The sequence below is a fragment of the Shewanella sp. MM_2022_3 genome (assembly GCF_022557375.1).
Lineage (GTDB): Bacteria > Pseudomonadota > Gammaproteobacteria > Enterobacterales > Shewanellaceae > Shewanella > Shewanella xiamenensis.
Window position 1 is genome coordinate 1 of sequence record NZ_JAKZGV010000044.1, and the last position, 23929, is coordinate 23929.

The 23929-nt window shown below is 45.4% G+C and carries 15 protein-coding genes; 7 read left to right on the plus strand and 8 right to left on the minus strand.

All coding sequences use genetic code 11. The features are described from left to right. Window positions 1-251 precede the first annotated feature (251 nt). From MMG82_RS17135 to MMG82_RS17145, 3 genes are all read left to right on the plus strand, one after another. Window positions 252-2720, plus strand: a complete 2469-nt coding sequence (locus MMG82_RS17135; RefSeq protein ID WP_241407177.1) for a 6-hydroxymethylpterin diphosphokinase MptE-like protein — start codon at window positions 252-254, stop codon at window positions 2718-2720. 105 nt (window positions 2721-2825) lie between these two features. Continuing rightward, window positions 2826-3305 carry a DUF2947 domain-containing protein gene (locus tag MMG82_RS17140; protein WP_241407178.1) on the plus strand — a complete coding sequence of 160 codons (480 nt, stop codon included), beginning with the start codon at window positions 2826-2828 and terminating at the stop codon, window positions 3303-3305. A 244-nt stretch (window positions 3306-3549) separates the two neighbouring features. After that, window positions 3550-4110, plus strand: coding sequence for a chalcone isomerase family protein (locus tag MMG82_RS17145; RefSeq protein WP_240130043.1), 561 nt, complete (start codon window positions 3550-3552; stop codon window positions 4108-4110). Here MMG82_RS17145 and MMG82_RS17150 read toward each other — a convergent pair whose 3' ends face one another. Continuing rightward, complete coding sequence (locus tag MMG82_RS17150; RefSeq protein ID WP_241407182.1) at window positions 4111-5016, minus strand: DUF6268 family outer membrane beta-barrel protein; 906 nt, start codon at window positions 5014-5016, stop codon at window positions 4111-4113. A 146-nt stretch (window positions 5017-5162) separates the two neighbouring features. After that, window positions 5163-5783, minus strand: a complete 621-nt coding sequence (locus MMG82_RS17155; RefSeq protein WP_037420637.1) for a TetR/AcrR family transcriptional regulator — start codon at window positions 5781-5783, stop codon at window positions 5163-5165. A 137-nt stretch (window positions 5784-5920) separates the two neighbouring features. On the opposite strand from MMG82_RS17155, the gene MMG82_RS17160 reads away from it, so the two are divergent. Together MMG82_RS17160 and MMG82_RS17165 are read left to right on the plus strand one after the other, a co-directional pair. Continuing rightward, window positions 5921-7048, plus strand: coding sequence for an efflux RND transporter periplasmic adaptor subunit (locus MMG82_RS17160; RefSeq protein WP_240293200.1), 1128 nt, complete (start codon window positions 5921-5923; stop codon window positions 7046-7048). Window positions 7049-7050: 2 nt separating this feature from the next. Further along, complete coding sequence (locus tag MMG82_RS17165; protein WP_037420643.1) at window positions 7051-10131, plus strand: efflux RND transporter permease subunit; 3081 nt, start codon at window positions 7051-7053, stop codon at window positions 10129-10131. Here the strand turns inward: MMG82_RS17165 and MMG82_RS17170 are convergent. Next, complete coding sequence (locus tag MMG82_RS17170; RefSeq protein WP_047534029.1) at window positions 10116-10361, minus strand: DUF465 domain-containing protein; 246 nt, start codon at window positions 10359-10361, stop codon at window positions 10116-10118. The two genes, MMG82_RS17165 and MMG82_RS17170, sit on opposite strands and share 16 nt — an antisense overlap. 269 nt (window positions 10362-10630) lie before the next feature. On the opposite strand from MMG82_RS17170, the gene MMG82_RS17175 reads away from it, so the two are divergent. Continuing rightward, window positions 10631-12634, plus strand: coding sequence for a Cache 3/Cache 2 fusion domain-containing protein (locus tag MMG82_RS17175; RefSeq protein ID WP_241407179.1), 2004 nt, complete (start codon window positions 10631-10633; stop codon window positions 12632-12634). 548 nt (window positions 12635-13182) lie between these two features. Here the strand turns inward: MMG82_RS17175 and cydX are convergent. The 4 genes from cydX to purL all read right to left on the minus strand — a co-directional run bounded on the left by cydX (window position 13183) and on the right by purL (window position 21149). Further along, window positions 13183-13299, minus strand: coding sequence for a cytochrome bd-I oxidase subunit CydX (gene cydX / locus MMG82_RS17180; protein WP_011622029.1), 117 nt, complete (start codon window positions 13297-13299; stop codon window positions 13183-13185). 18 nt (window positions 13300-13317) lie between these two features. Beyond that, on the minus strand, window positions 13318-14457 hold the full coding sequence (cydB, locus tag MMG82_RS17185; RefSeq protein WP_037420654.1) for a cytochrome d ubiquinol oxidase subunit II: 1140 nt from the start codon (window positions 14455-14457) through the stop codon (window positions 13318-13320). Between the two features lie 15 nt (window positions 14458-14472). Next, complete coding sequence (locus MMG82_RS17190; RefSeq protein WP_037420657.1) at window positions 14473-16029, minus strand: cytochrome ubiquinol oxidase subunit I; 1557 nt, start codon at window positions 16027-16029, stop codon at window positions 14473-14475. Window positions 16030-17267: 1238 nt separating this feature from the next. After that, the gene (purL, locus tag MMG82_RS17195; RefSeq protein ID WP_047534036.1) at window positions 17268-21149 is read right to left on the minus strand and encodes a phosphoribosylformylglycinamidine synthase; all 3882 of its coding nucleotides are present in this window, start codon (window positions 21147-21149) and stop codon (window positions 17268-17270) included. A gap of 278 nt (window positions 21150-21427) precedes the next feature. Here purL and mltF point away from each other — a divergent pair, with 278 nt between their 5' ends. Further along, window positions 21428-22864: a membrane-bound lytic murein transglycosylase MltF gene (mltF, locus tag MMG82_RS17200; RefSeq protein ID WP_037420663.1), complete on the plus strand. Its 1437-nt coding sequence runs from the start codon at window positions 21428-21430 to the stop codon at window positions 22862-22864. Between the two features lie 453 nt (window positions 22865-23317). On the opposite strand, the gene tadA is transcribed toward mltF, so the two are convergent. Further along, window positions 23318-23845: a tRNA adenosine(34) deaminase TadA gene (gene tadA, locus MMG82_RS17205; RefSeq protein ID WP_081990946.1), complete on the minus strand. Its 528-nt coding sequence runs from the start codon at window positions 23843-23845 to the stop codon at window positions 23318-23320. Window positions 23846-23929: the final 84 nt, after the last annotated feature.

The window sequence follows — 23929 nt, forward strand, 5'->3', positions numbered from 1 at the left end:
GTTATACATACAAGCCACTTCATTATAGGCAAATATCGATAAAATATAAATTTTTTATATACTTATTGCTAGATGCCTAGCAAAAAAATGCTTTACAGCTCAAGCAAGGTACCAGCCTATTAGTGTCAATTTTTTGCTGGAACATATTTTGCAAAGTCCTAGTAACACTTGCTCAGACAATGAATGAAGTGACATTATGCTGGCGTATCATCCGTGTAATCGCTCAGTTGTTCGCTCTACTCGAGGAAAACATGCAACTACAAGCCCACATTTTGAATAACTTTGCGATCAGTCGCTTTAACGAATACTACTTGCCTAGTATTAACCGCCACACCTTTGAGGGGATTGACTCTAAAACCTTATATAATCGTCGCTTCAGACAATCGTTTTCTCAACAAGATAAGCTGCATATTGTGGTTGGAATGGATTCAGGGCTGCTAGCCAATTACGTGTTGGAGCAGGATCTCCCCCTCGGTGCTAAATTTCTTTTTGTTGAATTAGATGAAGTTATGCCCTTATTGGTTATCGATATCCCCGCAGACAAACAATCTGCAATCAGCATTGTTAATGAAGCCAGTTTTATTGAGTTAATGGAACATGATGAATTTAAAATCTATCTCATCAAAGACGAATACGAAATTCATCAATCCTTAGGCGTTGCATCCCAGCACTTAGATGCCTATATTGCCTTATTCAATCGCATTGAGACCAAGATTCAGGATGATTATTTCACCCATAGGATCGGTTTTACCCAAAAAATCTTTTTTCAAACCCAGCTTAAAAATATCGCCGATAATCAAGTACCAGCCCAAATACTACGGAATACATTTAGCGGGAAAACCTGCTTAATCATCGCAGGTGGCCCTTCCCTTGACGAACATATCAATTGGATAAAACATAATAACGACAATTTATTTATTATCGCCGTCTCACGCATCGCAGGAAAACTAGCCGATAATGGCATATCCGTAGACATTATTACTTGTGTCGACCCTCAGGATTTTAGTTTCGACGTAAGCCGTGACATGTTTAAATTAAGCCACAAAACCTTGCTGGTAAATTCCTATCACGTAAGTCATAAAGTCCTTTCCCAATGGAATGGCCCTAAAGCCTATTTGGGTCAACGCTATCCTTGGAGTGGCAAGCATGATCATGACAATATCATCACCGTCGGCCCAACGGTCACCAACAGCTCAATACGCCTTGCTATCGAAATGGGCTTTACTACCCTATTGCTAAGTGGCGTCGATTATTGCTATTCAAAATCCGGTTATAGCCATGCAAAAGGAACGGTTGAAGCCAGCATTGGTCCAAGTTTAGGCTGTAATAATAAATGGGTAGAAACCTACGCAGGACTGCCAGCAGAAACCCCAATTCAGCTTATTCATGCAATGGAGTCTCTCGCTGAAGAAGCCAAGACCTATCCCGAAATTAGCTTTATTAATCTATCAATTAATGCAGCTAAAATTGAGGGTATTGTTCACGAGCCAACAACGGCAATAGTGCTTTCATCATTTACGGATAAATCCGTCATTGAAGTGATCAACGAGGCAACGCCCAATACTGAGGATGACTTAAACTCCGCAATACAAGAGTGCAGTAAAGCCATTAGCCAATTAGAAACATTAAGGCAGCTAACTAAAAAAGCACTTACGCTTGCCAAAACACTGAATGAGGATCCGCAGGATTCCTGCTTAACGTTGGATAAAATCAACAAAATAGAAGAAGAGATTAATCTTCACTACGCCACACTGTCTCGGTTGATTAAAACCTACGGTTATTATGAGTTCTCACATTTTCTCACTTCAAGAAATACCGATAGTTGGACACAATCCCATATCAATGAAATGACGCTAAACTATTATGAAGCGTTCAATACAATATGCCATGATATTTTGGAACTCACTAAAAAATCCTATGATAATCTTAAATTTCGACAACTCGAATTAAATTCCACCTCATTAACGCTGCTTGCACCTATTTGGTTAAAAAAAAACCAATCAGGCCGTATTTATATTTGGAATAAATACCATAAACATCCCACATTATCTGAATCCGATCAGGTGATATGGAATGAATTAACAGAACAATTTTCTCAGGATATTACCCTAGTAAGCCCAGTCTATGTTGAGGCATTAAATAAGGCGTCTACTGCGGAAAATATCTACACAAAAATCATGACGCTTTACGCCATGAGAAACAATCAAGGTCTATCGATAACAGTAGAAAACCTACTGCCATTCGTCGATGGCAATCCAGAATTGCAAAGACTGTATCACTTGGCTCTCGCGTTACAGCTCAGCCTAGAGCAGCAATATCAGCAAGCATTAGATGCACTATTAGCATTACCCGAAGATCTCTGTACTGAGATGGAATTAAAGCACCTTATTTTGCTTGCGCTCAAACTTGAAAAACTCGATCTCGCCGAGTCAACCCTTGTCAAAATTTTGGCCTACAGTGACGAGTATATGCCGCAATATGCGCATATCCTTAAGCTATGCGGAAAAATTCAAGAGTCAGTCAACATCTATCTAGACTACTTAGAAAAGTATGCCTCTGATACTCAAACGTGGATAAAACTTGGCTTATTTATGATTGAACTTGGCCAAGCTGAAGGCGCACACACTGCGTTTACCAATGCCCTCAATGCCGATCCGAGTAATCAGGTAGCACAACACTACGCGGCTGAACTCACTCGAATCATAACTGAAGCACAATAATTAAAGATACCGAGCGGTAATATCTCCGCTCGGTGGTTTTATTATTTATTCCTCAGACCTTATAATGAGCCCGTTTTAGTCTTGTCATTTGCTAGGAGATTTTGTTTGGCACATACCTATATACCTTTAGACACCTATCGCCGTAAGTGGATTTTTAACCACAAAGACTTACCTGTCAGCGATGAAGACAAAACTTGTATCCTGCCATTAACGGATAAAAGTGCCATGCTGGTGTGGAATCAGTGGATTAGCAATAAAAGCAGCCGCGCCGAGCAATTTACTAAAGGGGATTGGGCGGCTAAAGCCGATGCATGGACACAAACAGATCATTGGCAAAGCGCATGGGATAGCGAGGATAACAGCCTCCCCGAAATGCTAGCCGAGTTTATACAATGGCCTGAGGATACCCCAGTGTTTTTTTGCTATGAAAAATATCAGGTGATAGAGACTCGTTGGGATGTGTTTGTACGCAATTGGAAGTGCTTTTTGTTCTTTGATGATGGTCCAATTCTGATCTCTCCAAAACAAAAACAAGCAGTCATGTTTGAACAGAACGGCCAATATAAATTAGGAGTTCGTGGCTGACCCTGTCAGCTAATAAACTAAACAGGTCGAATATTGCTTCACACATATCGCTTTTTTAATGCGCTCGACAAGGGAAAGTCGCCTTGTTTTGCCTAAGTCACCAGCGATAGCTTGCACAGATAAGGCTATCGCTCCTCTTTGGTTTCGATTAGTATCGCTTCGCAATCTACAGATAAATCCCCGTTTGAGTAATCAAGATTATTGATACGCTCAACGGCCATAACTAAAAAATATGAGGTGTATGATGAAGTTACTCTCAACTCTGACGCTTACCACTGCTTTACTTTTCCCACTACTGACTCACGCTAAAGAGGTTTCCGGAGTCCAAGTCGCCGACAGTATCACGCTCGATGCTCAGACACTGCAATTAAATGGCGCAGGGGTACGTAGCAAATTTTTTATGGATTTGTATGTGGGGAGTCTGTACGTGCCTACCCCCAGCAACACCACCGCCGAAGTGATCAATGCCCCAGTTGCGGCGATTCGTCTTAATATCACCTCAGGAATGATCACCTCAGAGAAAATGCGTGATGCAATTATCGAAGGATTTGAGTACGCCACGGCCGATAATACCACGGATATTCAGCCACAAATTGATGCGTTTATGGCGCTATTTAAGGATGAAATAAAACAAGGCGACCAATTTACCTTAGTCGCCAACAAAAGCCGTGGTGTTACCGCCTATAAAAACGGTCAAGAACAAGCCACGATTGAAGGGGAAATGTTCCGCCAAGCCTTACTCAAAATTTGGTTAGGTGAAAAACCTGCCCAGGCAAGCCTCAAAGAAGCCATGCTGGGCCAATAATCAAAATCTGAACTCGAGATCCAAGGCCGCAGCGCCTTGGTTATCGAGATCAAGCGCTGCTTCATCGGTCACTTCTAATTCGCCGTTAAAATAATAGCCCGCGTAGAGATTTAACGCGATTGCCGGTGTAACGCGCCAACCAGCTCGCAGATAGCTCACCCATTCATTGGTTTCGACTACCGTTTCATCATCGGCAATTAAAAATCGCTCGGTGCGGCGCGAATTACCCAAGCCCACGTTCCAAGCGGGATTGAACTGATAACTAAGTTCCAATCCTGCTGGCCCACTAAAGCCCGCTTGGAAAGGATTTGCTAGACGCCAGCGATCATTAATCTGCCAGCTCACGGCAAGGTAAGGCAAAGTACGCACTTCATCTATGTCATTCAAGTAGGCCACACCAAAGCCCAGCATGTTTCCCGATTCAAAGGCATACATGGCCGAGGCAACCACACCATAACTCTGTGCATTACTGGCGGACGCGGTATCGGCATAAGCATATTGGATTTGTGGCGAAAGCATAAATGACCAATGCTTATCCATCCGATAATTAACAGATAGGCTCGCACGGTAGCGATCGATATTTTCCCAGGTTTCACCCGCATCACTAAACAATGCTGCCGTATTATTGGCGCCTGTTAAACGAATATTACGCCAATCGTAGTCAAGTCTGTCGTAGCCAAGTCTCATCCCAACGGACCATTGTTGACTCAAGGGCATAGTCACGCCAGCGTTGAGTAACAGGCTATCCCGCTGCAACTCTGTTTCACCATTGGCAACGTTGGCACTCTGGGTACTAATTTGCGATACGCTGACCTTAAAAGGCTTATATTCTTGGCGAGGCTCTGCTGCGAAAACGGAGTAACTCAACAAAGGAATCAACCCTATGAACACTATGCTGGGGTTAATATTGACTGGTGAATGAAGTGGTTTAGCCACGCCTGCTCCTTGCGTTACTGGTTGAATAATGTATTGCGTATAATACGCGTTACCCAAGACAAAAGTTCATTCTTAATCGAAGAATGATACAAACTGATACCTTAACGCCACTTTAGTTAAACGCAATAAGCTTTTAGGAACATCTCAGCACAACCCCGAATATACTGCTCACGTTCCCCCAATAAACTCTCGGTTTCTAGCCCCAACTCTAACCTGAGCTTCAATTCACCAAACAGCATTAAACATAAACGAACCGCACAGTGATGCGGTTGTGGAAATCGATACAATCCAAGCGCCTCAACCGCCACTAAATATTTTGTCAGCATCGTAAGCATATGCTGTGGGCCCGCCTCAAAAAATAAGCGTGAGACTTCAGGGTGGCTTTCCGATTGCGCCACACAGGCTTTAAAGACGGTAATAGCCTCAGGGCTGACAATCATTTCACCAAATTGCAACGCAAACTCTGTGATAGTGGCTTCGGGTTGGCTTGGATCACTCAGTAAGTCATCATGTAAATTGTGACCCACGCATTTTGACTCAATCGCAGCCACAAATAGGTCATCTTTACTGCCATAGTGAGAATAAACTGTTTGCTTAGAAACACCCGCCAATTTAGCGACTTCATCCATACTGGTATGGGGAAAACCTTGGCGGCAAAACAAGTCAATGGCCGCCACTAGCACTTGCTGTTTCTTTTGTTCACTGCGGCTCATCGGGATCTCGGTGGACTGAGTCATATCTTCACTCAAGGTAGCAACATAATTAATTCGTATTAGTTAAGCATAAAATAGACTAGACAGTCCAGTTCCGCACAACTAGACTAGCAAGTCTAGTTACATAAAATTAACCTTAAGCTTACAACGGAAGGATTCAAATGGATCAAGCGGCCCGATGTTTTTGGCGTGTATTTTGCGTTTGCGTGATTGCCGTCACCACCTTAACGGCCTGTCAAAAGGAAGTGACAGAGCATGCCAATACTGCGCAATTACAAACCGTGACGACGGCGCCGCTGCGCTTGTCGACTAGCTATCAGAGTGAGCAAGTATTCACTGGCACAATCCGTGCGGGCAATACCACGGGCGTCGGATTTGAATTATCGGGTAAGCTCAGTGAGTTAACGGTCGATAGCGGCACTAAGGTGACTCAGGGGCAAGTATTGGCCAAACTGGATACCCGCTTGCTTGAAGCCGAGCGCCAAGAAATCCAAGCAAGCTTAGCGCAAACCCAAGCCGATGTTGACCTTGCCACCAGCACTCTCAAACGGAATCTAGAACTGAAGAAATCCGGTTATGTCTCTGAACAATTGCTCGATGAAACTCGAACCCAACTCACCAGCCTAGAGGCGGCTAAACAACGCCTGCTGGCCTCGCAGCATGCCAATCAACTCAAACTCGACAAATCACACTTACTCGCCCCCTTTGATGGCATCATCAGTCTGCGCCAACATAATTTAGGGGAAGTCGTTGCCGCGGGTAACCCCGTCTTTACCTTAGTTGGTAGCATCAATACCGAGGCCTATATCGGTGTCCCGGTTGCCATTGCTAACCAATTCACTACCGGACAAGAAGTAAAGGTTAGTGTCCAGAATCAACTATTTATGGCTAAAGTCGCTGGGATCAGTGCCGAGGTCAACCCCATTAGCCGCACGGTACAACTGCGGATTAGCCTACCGGCACAGGCTAAGGTGATAAATGGAGAAATAGCCTATTTACATCAACAACAGACCGTTGAACAAGCAGGCTACTGGGTGCCAATTTCAGCACTGATTGATGGTATTCGAGGACGCTGGAATATCTATGTTACGGCGCAACAAACAGCTGATAGCGCTTCAACTCAAATAGAGCGTCGCGATGTCGATATTCTCTACACCACGCAGGATATGGCTTATATCCAAGGAGCGATTAAAGCCGACGAACAATATGTGACTCAAGGTTTGCATAAATTAGTCGTTGGCCAAGTCGTTGGCCAAGCCGTTTCCACAACAATAGCAACGACGAGGTAATCATGATTAAAGCCTTCGTCGAAAATGGTCGCTTAGTCAGCCTAGTGATCGCCCTACTACTGGTCGCGGGATTTGGCGCGATGTCCAGTTTGCCTCGCACCGAAGATCCACATATCACCAACCGCTTTGCCTCTGTCATCACTCCTTATCCCGGCGCTTCCGCCGAGCGGGTCGAGGCGCTTGTCACCGAAGTATTAGAAAATCAATTACGTCGCCTTGAGGAAATAAAGCTGATTCAATCCACCTCAAGACCCGGTATCTCGGTGATCCAGTTAGAGCTCAAAGACACAGTGACAGATACTGCGCCAGTGTGGTCAAGGGCGAGAGATCTGCTGGCCGATGCCAGAAACACCCTCCCCGATGACATACAGACACCGACCTTAGACGATCAAGTCGGCTACGCCTACACCGCGATTTTAAGCCTAGTGTGGAACGATAATAGTCAACCACGGGTGGATATGCTCAACCGCTATGCCAAGGAATTACAAAGCAGGCTCAGACTCTTATCCGGCACCGATTTCGTTAAACTCTACGGCGCACCCGAGGAAGAAATCCTAGTCCAGCTCGATGGCTATAAGATGAGCCAGTTGCAATTAACGCCGGGTACCATAGCGAAAATCTTAAGCAGCGCCGACAGTAAAATTGCCGCAGGCGAGATCAATAACAATCACTTTCGCGCCCTTGTCGAAGTCTCGGGTGAGCTCGATTCGCAGAACCGTATTCGCCAAGTACCACTTAAAGTCGATAACGATGGGCAAATCATTCGTCTAGGCGATATTGCGACTATCAGCCGCCAAGCTAAAAAACCAGCAGATAGCATCGCTCTCGTTGACGGCGAGCAAAGCGTGTTTGTCGCAGCGCGAATGTTGAATAACACCCGTGTTGATATCTGGCAAGGACAAGTCAAGCAACTGGTCGATGAGCTCAACAACGAGCTTCCCGCAAATATCAAAGTGCAATGGTTATTTGAGCAAAACAGTTACACCAGTGACCGGCTTGGCGGACTCGTTATCAACCTAATACAAGGGTTTGTGATTATTCTCACCGTCTTACTGCTGACCTTGGGCTTAAGAAACGCGATTATCGTTGCCCTGTCGCTTCCCTTAACCGCCCTGTTTACCTTAGCCTGCATGAAGTATATCGGCTTACCCATTCATCAAATGTCGGTCACAGGTTTAGTCGTTGCTCTAGGGATTATGGTGGACAATGCCATTGTAATTGTTGATGCCATTTCCCAGCGCCGCCAACAGGGTATGAGTCGCTTAAACGCTGTGACTGAGACCTTACATCACCTGTGGTTGCCTTTGGCGGGCTCAACGATTACCACTATTCTAGCCTTTGCGCCGATCGTATTAATGCCAGGCGCAGCCGGAGAGTTTGTGAGTGGCATAGCTATATCGGTAATGTTTGCACTCTTTGGCTCCTATGTAATTTCCCATACTTTGATCGCCGGTCTTGCGGGACGCTTTAGCCTCGAAGGTAAACATCCTGTCTGGTATCAGCATGGTATCAATGTGCCTTTAGTAAGCGGTTACTTTCAAGCAAGCCTAAGATTTGCGCTCAATCGCCCACTACTGAGCGCTACGCTTATCGGGATAATACCGCTGTTAGGTTTTTACGCTTCAGGCAAGATGACTGAGCAGTTTTTCCCGCCATCGGATCGGGATATGTTCCAAATTGAGCTGTATCTCGCCCCCCATGTCAGCCTCGAAAACACCTTAAACCAAGTGCAGTTGATGGATAAGCAGTTGCATCAAATCGAGGGCATCAGCCAAGTCGATTGGGTTGTGGGTGGCAATACCCCTTCGTTTTATTACAACTTAACTCAGCGCCAACAGGGAGCCACTAACTATGCTCAAGCCATGGTGAAAGCCAGCGACTTTGAGCGCGCCAACGCCCTTATCCCAGAGTTGCAGCAAAGCTTGGATAAAGACTTTCCAGAAGCGCAGGTGTTGGTGCGTAAACTGGAGCAAGGCCCGCCCTTTAATGCCCCGGTCGAGTTGATGATTTTTGGCCCTAATCTGGAAAAATTACACACCTTGGGTGATGAAATCCGTCATATTTTGGCTGCAACGCCCGATGTGATCCACACCCGCGCAACCTTGAGTGCAGGGTCACCAAAGGTATGGCTACAGGTCAATGAAGATGCGAGTTTAATCAGCGGATTAAGCCTGACGGATATTGCTAGGCAAGTCCAAATGTCTACAACTGGAGTGATTGGCGGCAGCGTGTTAGAACAAACCGAGTCACTTCCTATACGCGTGCGTCTAGGTGAGAGTAGCCGCGAGCAGGCGAGCCGTATTGCGGAAATCCAGCTCATGACCCCTTCGGGCACTGCCGTTCCTTTATCTGCGCTGTCCCACAACGAGGTGCAAGTCAGTCGCGGGGCGATCCCTAGGCGTAATGGTCAACGCGTCAATACCATCGAAGCTTATATCGTCAGCGGGGTATTACCTGCCCAAGTCTTAAATGATGTAAAAGATAAAGTGGCCGCCATCAAACTACCGGCAGGTTATCGGATTGAAATTGGCGGCGAAAGCGCTAAACGCAATGAAGCGGTAGGTAATCTACTGTCTAATATCATTTTAGTGGTTACCTTATTGCTGGCCACAGTTGTCTTGTCCTTTAACTCCTTTAGGCTAACAGCGATTATTTTACTGAGTGCATTGCAGTCGGCGGGGCTTGGGCTACTTGCGGTCTATGTGTTTGGTTATCCCTTTGGCTTCCCTGTGATCATCGCCCTACTCGGACTAATGGGGCTTGCGATCAACGCGGCGATTGTAATTTTGGCTGAGCTGGAAGATACACCTAATGGCAGGGCGGGAGATAAAGCTGTAATTATCAATATTGTCAGCGGCTGTGGTCGGCATATCAGCTCAACCACAATCACGACGGTGGGGGGATTTATTCCGCTGATTATTGCAGGTGGCGGATTTTGGCCGCCCTTTGCCATCGCTATCGCGGGAGGCACCTTACTAACAACCTTGCTATCACTCGTTTGGGTGCCAACCATGTATCTGCTACTAATGAAAAACCGCAATAGGTTAGATACAGCGCCGTTGTCGCCTCAAATAGCATCATGAACCAGATATTGGTACAACTTATCTTTAAGGTGAAGCCGTTCTAATTTTAAGGCCACAAAGTGCTCATCATTGGTGGGCACTTTGGTTAACTCTAGAGCGCGAATTTTATGGTCTAACTCATGGTAACGCTGCGCCATGGTCGCGAAAATTGCATTGTTTTTTTTAAGATGATGAATATGGTCAGCAAAATCTGGAAACTCATAAATTAACGCATGATTTTCACCCAACATAGTGTCACTCCTTGTCGTCATGTATTGGTTCGATTGCGATAAGCCATGGGAAGTATCCATTTACCCCAAAACTTATCACTCTAGACCGCATTCCCTATCGCAAAGTGCTATATTCCTATCCGCTAAAATAAAGCAAAGTTATCGTGGTAGGAATTGGCAATATGTCAGCGAACTATCTATAAATAATAGAAAATCTTAGACCCATATCAAGACCATGACGTAAAAGTTAGGTTACATTAGCGTTAACCTTTACCCTATAGGATCGCAGAATGAACTATAAAAATTGGCCTATTGCAAAACAGATCGGTGCTCTCGCGTTTGCCCTTACCCTTATTATTTTCTGTATACTCAGTACTCTTTCCTATAAATCCGCTTCAAATGTGCTCGAGGACAAAGGCATTAGTGCCATGAAAGCCGAAATGCACGCTGTATCCGATATGCTTGAGCTTCAATACGATAGCTTGTTGCAACTAGCAAGACGCAATGCCGATGTATTTAAAGAAATGTATCCTGGTCAATTCAGTATCTTGGATAAAACGGTCAATGTACTTGGCGTAAACACGCCTGCATTGCTACATGAAAAAGAACAAATCAACTCTTCAAAGAGTAAAGTTGACCGTTTTGCTAACCTCACAGGTGGCACCGCTACGGTCTTTGCTCTCGCTGGAGATGATTTTGTTCGTATTGCAACCTCCCTTAAAAAACCCGATGGCAGCCGCGCCTTAGGTACCTTTTTAGGTAAAACCCATCCAGGTTATCCGACCTTAATCAAGGGCGAGGTTTATGAAGGTTACGCCAAACTTTTTGGTAAAGACTACATGACCGTCTATCGACCCATTAAGGATCTCCAAGGAAAAGTGATTGGGATCTTATATATCGGTTTTGAAATCACGCAATCCTTAACTCAATTACAAGATGCGGTGAATAAAATCACTCTAGAAGAAACTGGCCATTTCCTATTAATGCGTAAGATAGACAACGTTCTCGTCGCTCATCCCAAATTTAATACTGGCGAACCTGTGACAGAGTCTATGCTTGATGGCTTAACCCTCAGCCAAGCCACCCAAGATCAAGCTGAATGGCGTTATAGCAACAGCAAAAACCAACCGATGTTTGCTTACAGTCAAAGTGTTAACGGTTGGAACTGGATGCTGATTGGTCAAGTTAACGCAAATGAATTAAATGAAGAAAGCCTTCTCTTATTGACGATTAATGCCATTGTGGCCGTCTCAGGCATAGTGTTAATTACCGTACTACTGTCCTTAGTGCTACTGCGCTCACTCAAGCCTTTGCACACACTCCAACACCATATGGAAATCTTAGGTTCAGGAGACTTTAGTCACCACCTCCCCGCATCAGCTTTAGGTAGTCAAAACGAAGTCGATAAGATCACCACAAGTGTTTCCACTATGTCATCGGAACTGCGTCAATTAATCAGTGCCTTGCAAGCTTCGGTGCAGAGTATTGAACAGCAGGCATCAAAAGCGCAGCGTATTGCCAAACAAAATGGCGAAGAAGCTCAAGCGTTGATGCAGCAAACGGATCAAATTGCTACGGCAATTGAGGAAATGTCCACTTCAATCCGCGATGTAGCAAATCACGCTCAAGAGGGGGCAACTCAAAGCCAGCAGGTCGATATCGCCGCGAAAGAAGGTCAACAGCAACAAGTACGCTTAGTACAAGACCTGCTTAAATTAAGTCAACAACTTAGTAATAGTCACCAAGCCGTAGAGAAAGTTAGCCAAGAAAGTGAAGCGATCAGCAAGGTCACAGAAGTGATTAACAGTATTGCCGAGCAAACCAACCTACTTGCTCTCAACGCGGCCATTGAAGCGGCCAGAGCTGGTGAACAAGGGCGTGGTTTTGCCGTGGTCGCAGATGAAGTCCGCACTTTAGCTCAACGGACGCAATCATCGATTTTGGAAATTGGTCAAACAATCGATAAGCTTCAAAGCCAAGTTAAAACGACAACAAACCAAATGTCGCAAAGCCATCAACTGGGTATTGCATCGGCAAATCAAGGGGAAGAAACAGGCAAACAACTTGAGGAAATTACCCGCAGGATTGGAGAACTTGCGATTAGCTCGCGCAATATTGCTTCTGCGACTGAGCAGCAAAGCAGTGTTGCCCAAGAGATCACCCATAATCTGCATCAAATTAGTGAACTTGCCAATGAAGGGGAGCATAGAGCGGCTGAAACAGTAAACTCGGCAAATGAGTTATCTTCCCTCGCCGTCGCGCTTAAGCAGCAAATTAGCCAATTTAAGGCTTAACCAATACTACTAAAATTAAGCCCCAAACTCTAAATGCCGCCCAACTGGGCGGTATTTTTTATCACTTTATCAAAGCCTAGTTGATGTATTGAGGCAAGATGTTGTTCGCTCTAGCCATTTCGACCTCGTAAAACGCGCAGCAATGTGCCGTTACTCTCCTCACACAGCAAGTGACAAATAGCGAACGAGCCAGACGCCTGTTTGGGCAATGTTTGACTAGCGTTTCTGCGGCATTCTCGTTCGTTTAGGTAACATCAAACTCCGACATTACCTTGCATCCCTCCAACCGCTGATCACCTAACACATCAGCACGCAATAGAAACTTTGCCTCTCATGTTGTTATGATTGATTTAACCATTTTCAACGGCACAGACTTCTCCCCTGCTATCGATAATTTCAGTCATAATCTTCCCTCCTTAAACAGGCTTATTGTCTATGCATGCGAATAAGCAGCGTGTTTAGGATTAGCGTACTGGTATTTTTTTATTCCAATAAAAAACCCTGCAGATGCAGGGTTTTAGATGATTTACGCTGTTGGAGTTTAGCGATTACTCAGCGTCATCGCTTGAGCGGTCCATATTCTCAGTGTTTTCAAGCCACAGGGCGTTGATCACACCAAAGGAACAGGCTAACAAAACCCCTAATATCCACGTGAAATACCACATAGTAGATGCTCCTTAATTCTAATAGAGTGAGGCTTTGTTATCTTCAATATGTTTGCGGTTTAAACGACCAAACATCTTGAAGTAAGTCCATACAGTGTAACTTAACACGATTGGAACGAAGATAATCGCCGCCCAAGTCATCACAGTTAATGTCATTTCACTCGCAGTCGCATCCCACATGGTTAAGCTCACGTTAGGATCTAATGAAGATGGCATAACGAATGGGAACATTGCTGCACCACAAGTTAAGATCACCATCGCCACAGTCAGCGAGCTAAATAAGAATGCGAAACCTGAACGATTTAAGCGACTCACCACAATCACTAACAGTGGTAATGCCACACCTAATACTGGGAACAGCATAGTAATAGGATACTTATCGTAGTTGGCTAACCAAGCGCCAGACTCAACCGCAACGGTTTTCAGCGTTGGGTTTGACAATGCATGGTGGTCAAGGGTTGAAGTGATAACATAACCATCAATACCATTGGCTAACCACACACCCGCAGCGGCAAATAATACTGCCACTAACAGTGCACATAGCTGAGTCGCATTCGCGGCACGTACACGCAGCTCACCGTCGGTCTTCATTTGCAGCCAAGCAGCGCCTTGCATCATAAACATGCTCACGCTCACTAAGCCCGCCAGTAAACCGAATGGGTTCAACAGGCCAAATAAACCACCGTGATAAGTCGCACGCAGGAACTCATCGAAATTGAATGGTACACCTTGGAGTAAGTTACCGAAGGCCACACCGATGATCAGCGGTGGAATAAAGCCACCACAGAACAACGCCCAGTCCCACGATTTACGCCATTTTGGATTTTCAATCTTAGAGCGATAGTCAAATCCAACTGGACGGGTATACAAGGCAAACAGCACTAACATCATGGCCACATAGAAGCCAGAGAAAGATACTGCATATACCATAGGCCATGCCGCAAATAAGGCACCACCCGCGGTGATTAACCATACTTGGTTACCGTCCCAATGGGGGGCAATAGTGTTGACCATAATACGGCGCTCAGTATCGTCTTTACCAATAATCGGTAATAGTGCACCCACGCCCATGTCAAAACCGTCAGTGACCGCAAATCCGATGAACAGTACGCCGATCAGAGCCCACCAGATAACTCTCAATATTTCATAATCAAACATAATGAAATCCTCTGCTTAGGCTTCTAGTTTCTCGAAGTGATAACGACCAGTCTTTAAACTGCTAGGGCCAAGACGGGCAAACTTAAGCATCAAGAATATCTCGATCACCAGCAGCACAGTGTAGAACAGTGAAATCGAAATAATACTGAACCACAGATCCCCAGTCGTTAGACTCGAAGCAGACATAAAGGTCGGCAGAACCTCAGAGATGGTCCAAGGTTGACGGCCATATTCAGCCACAAACCAACCACACTCAATCGCAATCCAAGGTAATGGCAAGCTAAAGAGCGCCGCTTTAAGAACCCATTTTTTCTCTTCGATTTGATGACGTGTGCTTTGCCAGAAGGCCGCCGCGAACACAATCAACATCACAAAACCTAAGCCAACCATCACACGGAAGCTCCAGAAAATCGGTGCCACGTTCGGGATAGAATCCTTCGCAGCCGCTTTGATTTGCTCTTCTGTCGCATCAACTACGTTGTCGGTGTAACGTTTCAGCAGTAAGCCGTAACCTAAGTCAACTTTAGCCGCTTCAAATGCTTCACGTAATTCTGGAGACTTATCACCAGCGCGCAGTTTCACCAGCATCTCATAGGCTTTCATACCATTGCGAATACGCACTTCGTGTTCAGCCACTAAGTCACGCAGACCAGTCACTTCTTCATCTAAAGAACGTGTTGCCACGATACCCATTGCGTAAGGGATCTTCACCGCAAAATCGGTATGCATGGTTTCTTGATTTGGGAAACCAACTGCAGTAAAGGCCGCTGGAGCTGGCTCTGTATGCCACTCAGCTTCGATTGCCGCTAACTTAACGCGCTGCGCTTCACCCACTTTATAACCTGATTCGTCACCCAAAACGATAACAGACAGGATAGATGCCATACCAAAGCTGGCGGCAATCGCAAATGAACGACGGGCAAAAGGTAAGTCACGTTTCTTCAGAATGTAGTAAGAGCTGATCGCTAATACGAACATTGCACCTGTTACATAGCCAGAAGCCACAGTGTGAACAAACTTCACCTGTGCAACAGGGTTGAAGATAACATCAGCAAAGCTGGTCATTTCCATACGCATGGTTTCGTAATTGAACACGCTACCTACAGGGTTTTGCATCCAACCGTTTGCTACCAGAATCCACAATGCGGAGAAGTTGGAACCAAAAGCCACCAACCAAGTTGTCGCTAAATGTTGACGTTTTGAGAAACGATCCCAACCGAAGAAGAACATACCTACGAAGGTCGATTCTAAGAAGAATGCCATTAAACCTTCGATGGCCAGCGGTGCACCAAAGATGTCACCTACATAGTGTGAATAGTAAGACCAGTTAGTACCAAACTGGAATTCCATCGCTAAACCCGTTGATACACCCAAGGCAAAGTTGATACCAAACAACTTACCCCAGAACTTAGTCATATCTTTATAAATTTGTTTATCAGTCATCACATAGAGTGATTCCATGATAGCCAGCAAAAATGCCAACCCCAAGGTTAAGGGAACAAACAGGAAGTGATACATGGCTGTCAGCGCAAACTGTAGCCGCGATAGCTCAACAACCTCTTCAACAATCATCGGTGACTCCTTACGTGGTGCGTCCAATTGCTACGACAACATGAGCCATTCATAGCAAGTGCCTTTGTAGGATAGTGAGTTTTCATTTTGTGTTTATAGCTGAAGCCAGTATAAACCGTTAAATATCATCTTTTTCATTACATCGAGGCAGCAAGGCCTAAAAATCCCCTTTTTCCTTGCATACTGAGACCCTAGTCACACTATCGCTCGGCTTTGAGACTTCCACCTCACCACCCAATCCTACAAATGATCCCATCGATATAAATATCAGATAGTTAAGATATTTAATCGCTTTCATTTGTGAGTATTTTATACCACCCGCCTTTGATTCAAATCAATCAAACTCAGGGGTTTAGATGGGTTTTGCGGCAGGGCACACACTTCACTTTGACACCCTGTTGACAGGAAAGCAAATATGAAGTAGAGAACAAGATTAAAAGAATTAAAAAATAAACTTTTAAGCACTTTAAAACAAATTCATACCATAACCAGTAAAAATAACAAAAAACAAATAAAAAACAACATTAACACTAATAAAACAACAATCATAAAAAATGTAACCATACAAAATAAACCAATATAAACAACAGATTAAAAAATCAAAAAAGCTTAAACCAAAAACAAATCAACTAATATTAATTAGTTTTTTTAATGATTAATTGTATTTTTTCTCGTTTGAGAGTGACTGTGAGATTGGTTAATATATCTCCTGTGTTAAGGAGACGGTTTGGTACGACTGGTGAAGTGTCCCAGACAAGCCCAACTCCGCGCACATAGGTCTAACTTTGGTGTGGAGAAAGAGATATGACAAACTTATTCGAACGTCTGGTTAACAGCTATAAGCGTGTTTTTGTTGAACTTTATACAGCGCATGAGCTGTAATCGTTCACCGCTTACTCTGAAATAATACTGATTTGATTTGAAGTTTTGTTAGCGCAAAACGAGCCCCCTTCTCGATGAGTTGGGGGCTTTTTATTTTTATTGTCCGCAGATGGCTGGCATTAAAGCAGTTAAAAAATGGCAATAAGGTTTTGTTTCACTTGTGTGAACTACTTATTAAGAGGTATTTAGCTGATTAAGTCGGTATTTTTCAAATTGACTGCATTAGAATAAACGCATGCAAAGCTAACATATTAAAATATATTATTTTTTTAAAAGATGCGTTTTATATATAAAAAAGGAGCGAAAATTTTCGCTCCTTTTTAGTCACTTAAGTGATAGTTTTATCAATAAAAACCTTAGCCTAAGTTGACTCGCGCATTGCGGAACATCCGCATCCATGGGCTGTCTTCCCCCCAGTTATCTGGGTGCCAAGAGTTCGCAACCGTTCTAAATACACGCTCAGGGTGTGGCATCATCAAGGTCACACGGCCATCAGTAGTACAGATACCGGTTAACCCGTTTGGCGAACCGTTCGGGTTTTGTGGGTATTGGGTGGCGATCTCACCTTTACCATTCACAAAACGCAGCGCAATGGTGCCAGAAGCCTCTGCTAAGGCCAGCGCCTGTGCACTAGCAAACTCAGCATGTCCTTCACCGTGGGATACAGCGATTGGCATACGTGAACCCGCCATACCTTGGAAGAACAATGACGGACTTTGTTGCACTTCAACTAAGCTGAAACGTGCTTCAAAACGCTCTGAACGGTTACGTACAAAACGTGGCCAATGCTCGCTACCAGGAATAATTTCCTTCAGATTTGACAGCATTTGACAGCCGTTACACACGCCGAGCGCAAAGCTTGAGTCACGTTCAAAGAAACGTGAAAACTCATCGCGAGCACGCTCGTTAAACAGAATCGACTTAGCCCAACCTTCACCGGCACCTAATACGTCACCGTAGGAGAAGCCACCACAGGCCACTAGACCTTGGAACTCTTCAAGGCTAATGCGGCCTGACAGAATGTCAGACATATGCACGTCGCGGCTTTCAAACCCTGCGCGATCAAACGCAGCAGCCATTTCCACATGGGAGTTTACGCCCTGCTCACGCAGGATTGCCATTTTAGGTGCAGCACCTTTAAGGATATAAGGCGCAGCAACGTCTTCACTTGGGTCAAAACTTAACTTAACCGTTAAACCTAAGTCAGTTTCATCCTGCTTAAGCTTAAATTCTTCTAATGCACAGGCTGGGTTATCACGCAGTGCTTGCATACGGTAAGTGGTTTCAGACCATAAGGTACGCAGTGCAACACGGGTTTCACTGAACACTTCACGCTCACCCTCTTTAATGGTGATGCGTTGATCATCGGCTAATGTGCCGATCACATGGCAAGGAACGCCTGCGATAGCAAACTGAGCGGCGATTTTGGCAGCGTTATCGCGGCTCACTTGTAGCACAGCGCCAAGCTCTTCATTAAAGAGTATTTCTAAATCAGTGCCCTGTAGATCTTCTATATCAATGTCTAAGCCAGTGTTACCCGCAAAGGCCATTTCCACCAAGGTCGTGAATAAACCACCATCGCTACGATCGTGGTAAGCAATCACTAACTTATTAGCCACCAGCTTTTGCATGGTTTCGAAGAAACCACGTAACAGTGCAGCATCGTCTAAGTCTGGTGCGACATCGCCTAACTCACCGAAAACCTGCGCTAAACAAGAACCGCCTAAGCGGTTTTGGCCCGCGCCCAAATCAACTAGCAATAAAGAGGTTTCACCTTTATCGCTGCGCAGCTCTGGCGTCACGGTATTACGAATATCCTGCACCACACCAAAGGCCGTGATAACCAATGACATTGGTGATGTCACGGTTTTATTCACACCATCTTGCTGCCATGCGGTTTTCATCGACATGGAGTCTTTACCGACAGGAATGGTCAGGCTAAGTTCTGGACACAGCTCTTCACCGACGGCCTTAACCGCTTCATAAAGACCCGCATCTTCGCCAGGGTGACCTGCGGCCGACATCCAGTTAGCCGACAGTTTGATACGTTTGAACGAACCAATATCCGCACCCGCGATGTTCATAATCGATTCGGCCACCGCCATACGGGCAGAGGCGCCAAAATCGAGCAGTGCCAGCGGCGTACGTTCACCCAGTGACATGGCTTCACCGGCGTAGGTATCAAAGCTTGCCGCAGTTACCGCGCAATCTGCAACGGGTACTTGCCATGGGCCAACCATTTGGTCACGGTTCACTAGACCCGTTACTGTGCGGTCACCAATGGTGATCAAGAAGGTTTTGTCCGCCACTGTTGGCAAGCTAAGAATGCGTTTAACCGCATCTTTAATATCGATATTGCTTTGCTCAAGTGCAGGTGAAACCGCCTTTTTAGACACCACATTACGGCTCATCTTAGGCGCTTTACCTAATAACACCTCGAGTGGTAAATCGATGGGATTGTTATCGAAATGGCTGTCGGCTAGGGTTAAATGCTGCTCTTGCGTCGCCTCGCCCACTACCGCAAACGGTGCGCGCTCACGCTCACAAATTGCAGTAAATAAAGGCAAGTCTTCGGCAGCAACCGAAAGTACATAACGTTCCTGCGATTCGTTACACCAGATCTCCAGCGGGCTCATGCCCGGCTCGTCCGATGGCACGTTGCGCAGATTGAAGATACCACCACGGCCGCCATCATTCACTAACTCAGGGAAAGCGTTAGATAAACCACCCGCGCCCACATCGTGGATAAATTGGATTGGGTTTTTATCGCCTAACTGCCAGCAGCGGTCGATCACTTCCTGACAGCGGCGTTCCATTTCTGGGTTTTCACGCTGTACTGATGCAAAGTCTAAATCTTCGCTCGATTGACCTGACGCCATCGAAGAAGCCGCGCCGCCGCCAAGACCGATGTTCATCGCAGGGCCACCGAGTACGATCAGCTTAGCACCGACGGTGATTTCGCCTTTTTGTACATGCTCTTCGCGAATATTACCTAAACCACCCGCTAACATAATAGGCTTATGATAACCACGCACTTCTACGCCATTGTGGCTAGAGACTTCTTGCTCATAGGTACGGAAGTAACCTAACAGGGCTGGACGACCAAACTCGTTGTTAAACGCGGCGCCGCCTAATGGGCCTTCGGTCATAATATCCAGAGCGCTAACGATGCGATCCGGCTTACCATAATTACCTTCCCAGGGTTGAACAAAACCTGGGATTTTTAAATTCGATACGCTAAAGCCAGTTAAACCCGCTTTAGGTTTAGAGCCACGACCGGTTGCACCTTCATCGCGGATCTCACCACCTGAACCCGTCGCCGCACCAGGGTATGGACTGATTGCCGTAGGATGGTTGTGGGTTTCCACTTTCATCAGTACGTGCATTGGTTCAGTGTGATAGCTATAAACACCGTTTGGATCGGGGAAGAAACGTCCCGCAACCGAACCTTCCATCACAGCAGCATTATCTTTATAGGCAGATAACACGTGGTCGGGTGTGGTTTCAAAGGTATTTTTAATCATTTTGAACAGAGACTTAGGCTGCGCCTCACCATCAATTGTCCAATCTGCGTTAAAAATCTTGTGACGGCAGTGCTCAGAGTTAGCCTGAGCAAACATCATCAGTTCGATATCATTTGGATTGCGGTTCAAACGGACAAAGTTTTCGACTAAATAATCGATTTCATCTTCAGCAAGCGCCAGACCCATTTCGACGTTGGCCACTTCAAGGGCTCGGCGACCTTCAGCCAACACGTTCACACTCTTGAAAGGCGCCGGTTCAGTGCGTTTAAACAGCACATCGGCCTTTGCAAAATCGTCCAGAACCACTTCAACCATACGGTCGTGCAATAACCCTTTGAGGGTTTGTTGCTGCTCGGCAGTCAAAGTGTCTGACTCCACATAATAGGCAACACCACGTTCCAAACGCTTTACCTTACCTAGACCACAATTGTGGGCGATATCAGTAGCTTTTGAAGACCATGGGGAAATTGTGCCGGGGCGGGGAGTAACAAACAGGAGTGAACCTTGGGGGGTATGGGCTTCGATAGCAGGTCCATAGGTGAGAATTTTTTCAAGTTGCTTGCGCTCATTAGTCTCAAGCAACTCGCTCAAATCCGCTAAATGAACATACTCAGCATAGATTTGGCGTACCGGAAGCGCAGCGTTTACGCAGGCCTCCATTAGCTTTTGCACTCTAAACGTCGAGAGTGCTGGGGCTCCGCGGATGATCTCCATCACGTCAATTCACCTTATATTTATAATTGCAGGGGTCAGAGATGGCGCTATTATAGGGAAATGTCTGTCACAAATCACCTGTGACCTTACGCAAAACAGTGTTTCCTATAAGATAAAAAGCAAACCTTTTTTCTTGGTTTGCACACCATTCGATACGATTTTTTTACGTAATCGGTGACAAACGGATATAATCACAGCAATGTCAGCTAGTTTATCTTAGTTACCTCACTGACCTTCTACTATTCATCTTTTTGATTTTATTTAATAAAGTGTACTTAATGGCTCGATTTCTGTTCTTGACTATCTTGGGTTTCTTACTGACTGCCTGTCAGCAAGTTACCGTGGAAGAAACAGAATACGTCCCCCATAAACTCACCGAATTAAGAGTTGGCACGCTCTATGGCCCGCAAATTTATATGACCTCGGGCCAAGGCAACAGCGGTTTCGATTATGATATGGCCGTGCTCTTTGCCGAATACCTCGATGTCCCCTTAAAAATGGTGCCCTATACCAGTCGTGTAGAGCTCTATGAAGCACTGAAAAAAAACGAGATTGATATCATCGCCGCAGGGATGACAGAAACCCCAACACGGCGCGAGCAATTCCGTTTAGGCCCGCCACTTTATCGGGTTAATCAAGTATTGGTTTACCGTGAAGGTATGCCTACACCCAAAGATATTACTGATTTAAAAGGTAAAATTACTGTTATTGCCGACTCAGCATTTGTCGAAACCTTGACTCAATTGCAGAAACGCCATCCGACGCTGGTATGGGATCAAGTGACAGATAAAGACAGCGAAGAACTGCTGGCAATGATCGCCAATAAAGAAATTGACTACACCATAGCCGACTCCAGTAGCGTACAAATAAACCGCCGCTACTTACCCGATCTCCGCGCTGGATTAGTACTTGAAGAGAAGCTCGATGTAGTCTGGTTATTACCCGCCAATCATAGCGATGGTTTGATGAGTCAACTGCTAGCATTTTGGCACCAAGAAAAATTAGCTGGCACACTCGATCATCTAAACGAAAAATATTTTGGCCATGTTAAACGTTTCGATTATATCGACACCCGCGCCTTCCTACGCGCTATCGAAACTGTGTTACCACGCTACCGCCAGTTATTTGAAACCCACGCCGGTGACTTAGATTGGCGAAAATTAGCAGCGACCAGTTATCAAGAGTCCCATTGGAATCCCAATGCCCGCTCACCGACTGGCGTGCGCGGTATGATGATGTTGACACAACCGACCGCCAAAGAAATTGGCATCACCAACCGACTCGATGCGGAAGAAAGTATCCGCGGCGGCGCCGCCTATTTACGGGATATGATCAACCGTTTACCCGAGTCGATTCCCGAGAGTCAACGCATGTGGTTTGCACTGGCATCTTACAATATCGGTTATGCCCATGTAGAAGACGCCCGTAAACTTGCTGAATCTATGGAGTTAAATCCCAACGCGTGGCGAGATCTTAAAAAGGTGTTACCACTGCTGCAAAAGCGCAAATACTACCAAAAGACTCGCTACGGTTACGCCCGCGGTAGTGAAGCCGTGCATTATGTGGATAGCATTCGTCGCTACTACGACACCTTAGTCTGGGTCGATAATCAGTCTCAACAGCAAAATAGTGATGACGTCGAACCCAGCGATCTCGCTTCAGAAGATACACCCGCACCAGTATCTGGCACCTTAAGCCCTGATAAGCCAAAGTAGCCCAACAAATATCTGCCAAATAGTTTGAGTTACGCCACAGTGTTGAAACGCCAACAGAATAAGCCTTAGCTTTTAATCTTAGATTAAGTGAATACACGCTAAAGTGAAGCCACTTTGAGGTAAAAATGCTGCTTTATAGAGCAGATGCATCCTGGGGGGATTGCCGCATGAGATCTCTACTGATACTGTCGTAATGACAAATAAAGACAAAAATGATTGCAGCGTTAACCATTGTCTCTCAACCAAAATGGTAACCCAAGCAAAGTAGCCTTAACTTAAACAATAACAAGATTGAAATGGGGTCTATATGAGAAGAAAAACCATCAATAACAATGCGTCTCGCCGTCGTACTTTACTTAAAATTCGCCATCGCCGAGTGCTGAATCGTCACAAACTATTTTTTACCTTTCTGCAAGCGCAAGACTAAATCAAAACAATAACTCAATTTAGTCCTTAAGAAATCCTCTCCTGCTGCGCCTTTTGAGCCTGTTTTAAAGCCTTCTTTTCCTCCCGACGACGTTTAAAAAAGCGGCTCAATTGGTCAGCACAATCCTGCGCTAACACGCCAGATGTTACCTCAACTTGATGATTAAAAGCGGGATGTTGCAAGAGATTAAGCACAGTTCCCGCAGCGCCAGTCTTTTCATCCCGAGCCCCAAATACCACTCTGGCAATACGGCTATGCACCATAGCGCCAGCACACATAGCGCAAGGCTCAAGAGTCACATATAAAGTTGCATCAAGGAGTCGATAATTTTCAACAGTTTGCCCTGCGGCACGCAAACAGAGGATCTCAGCATGGGCACAGGGATCATGCTGACTGATAGACAAATTATACCCAGTCGCGATTTGCTGCCCATCTTTAACTAAGACTGCCCCGACTGGCACTTCGCCCTCGGCTTCGGCTTTTTCTGCCATGGCCATCGCGACCCGCATCCAATGTTCATCAACTTTTGATTGGTCAAAATGGGGTGAGTCCAAACTGACAGGCGCTTTTTCTACAGAGGATAACGAAACGACATCTATTTCAGCCTGTTTCGATTGCACTTGTTCAGATTCCGCTTG

Coding starts and splice junctions, on each gene's coding strand:
- cydB (WP_037420654.1), bottom strand. CDS start 14,457: ATGTTTGATTATGAAATATTGAGAGTTATCTGGTGGGCTCTGATCGGC.
- mltF (WP_037420663.1), top strand. CDS start 21,428: ATGGCTCGATTTCTGTTCTTGACTATCTTGGGTTTCTTACTGACTGCC.
- MMG82_RS17190 (WP_037420657.1), bottom strand. CDS start 16,029: ATGATTGTTGAAGAGGTTGTTGAGCTATCGCGGCTACAGTTTGCGCTG.
- MMG82_RS17170 (WP_047534029.1), bottom strand. CDS start 10,361: ATGTTGGGTGAAAATCATGCGTTAATTTATGAGTTTCCAGATTTTGCT.
- MMG82_RS17165 (WP_037420643.1), top strand. CDS start 7,051: ATGATTAAAGCCTTCGTCGAAAATGGTCGCTTAGTCAGCCTAGTGATC.
- MMG82_RS17135 (WP_241407177.1), top strand. CDS start 252: ATGCAACTACAAGCCCACATTTTGAATAACTTTGCGATCAGTCGCTTT.
- MMG82_RS17175 (WP_241407179.1), top strand. CDS start 10,631: ATGAACTATAAAAATTGGCCTATTGCAAAACAGATCGGTGCTCTCGCG.
- purL (WP_047534036.1), bottom strand. CDS start 21,149: ATGGAGATCATCCGCGGAGCCCCAGCACTCTCGACGTTTAGAGTGCAA.
- MMG82_RS17160 (WP_240293200.1), top strand. CDS start 5,921: ATGGATCAAGCGGCCCGATGTTTTTGGCGTGTATTTTGCGTTTGCGTG.
- MMG82_RS17155 (WP_037420637.1), bottom strand. CDS start 5,783: ATGACTCAGTCCACCGAGATCCCGATGAGCCGCAGTGAACAAAAGAAA.
- MMG82_RS17145 (WP_240130043.1), top strand. CDS start 3,550: ATGAAGTTACTCTCAACTCTGACGCTTACCACTGCTTTACTTTTCCCA.
- cydX (WP_011622029.1), bottom strand. CDS start 13,299: ATGTGGTATTTCACGTGGATATTAGGGGTTTTGTTAGCCTGTTCCTTT.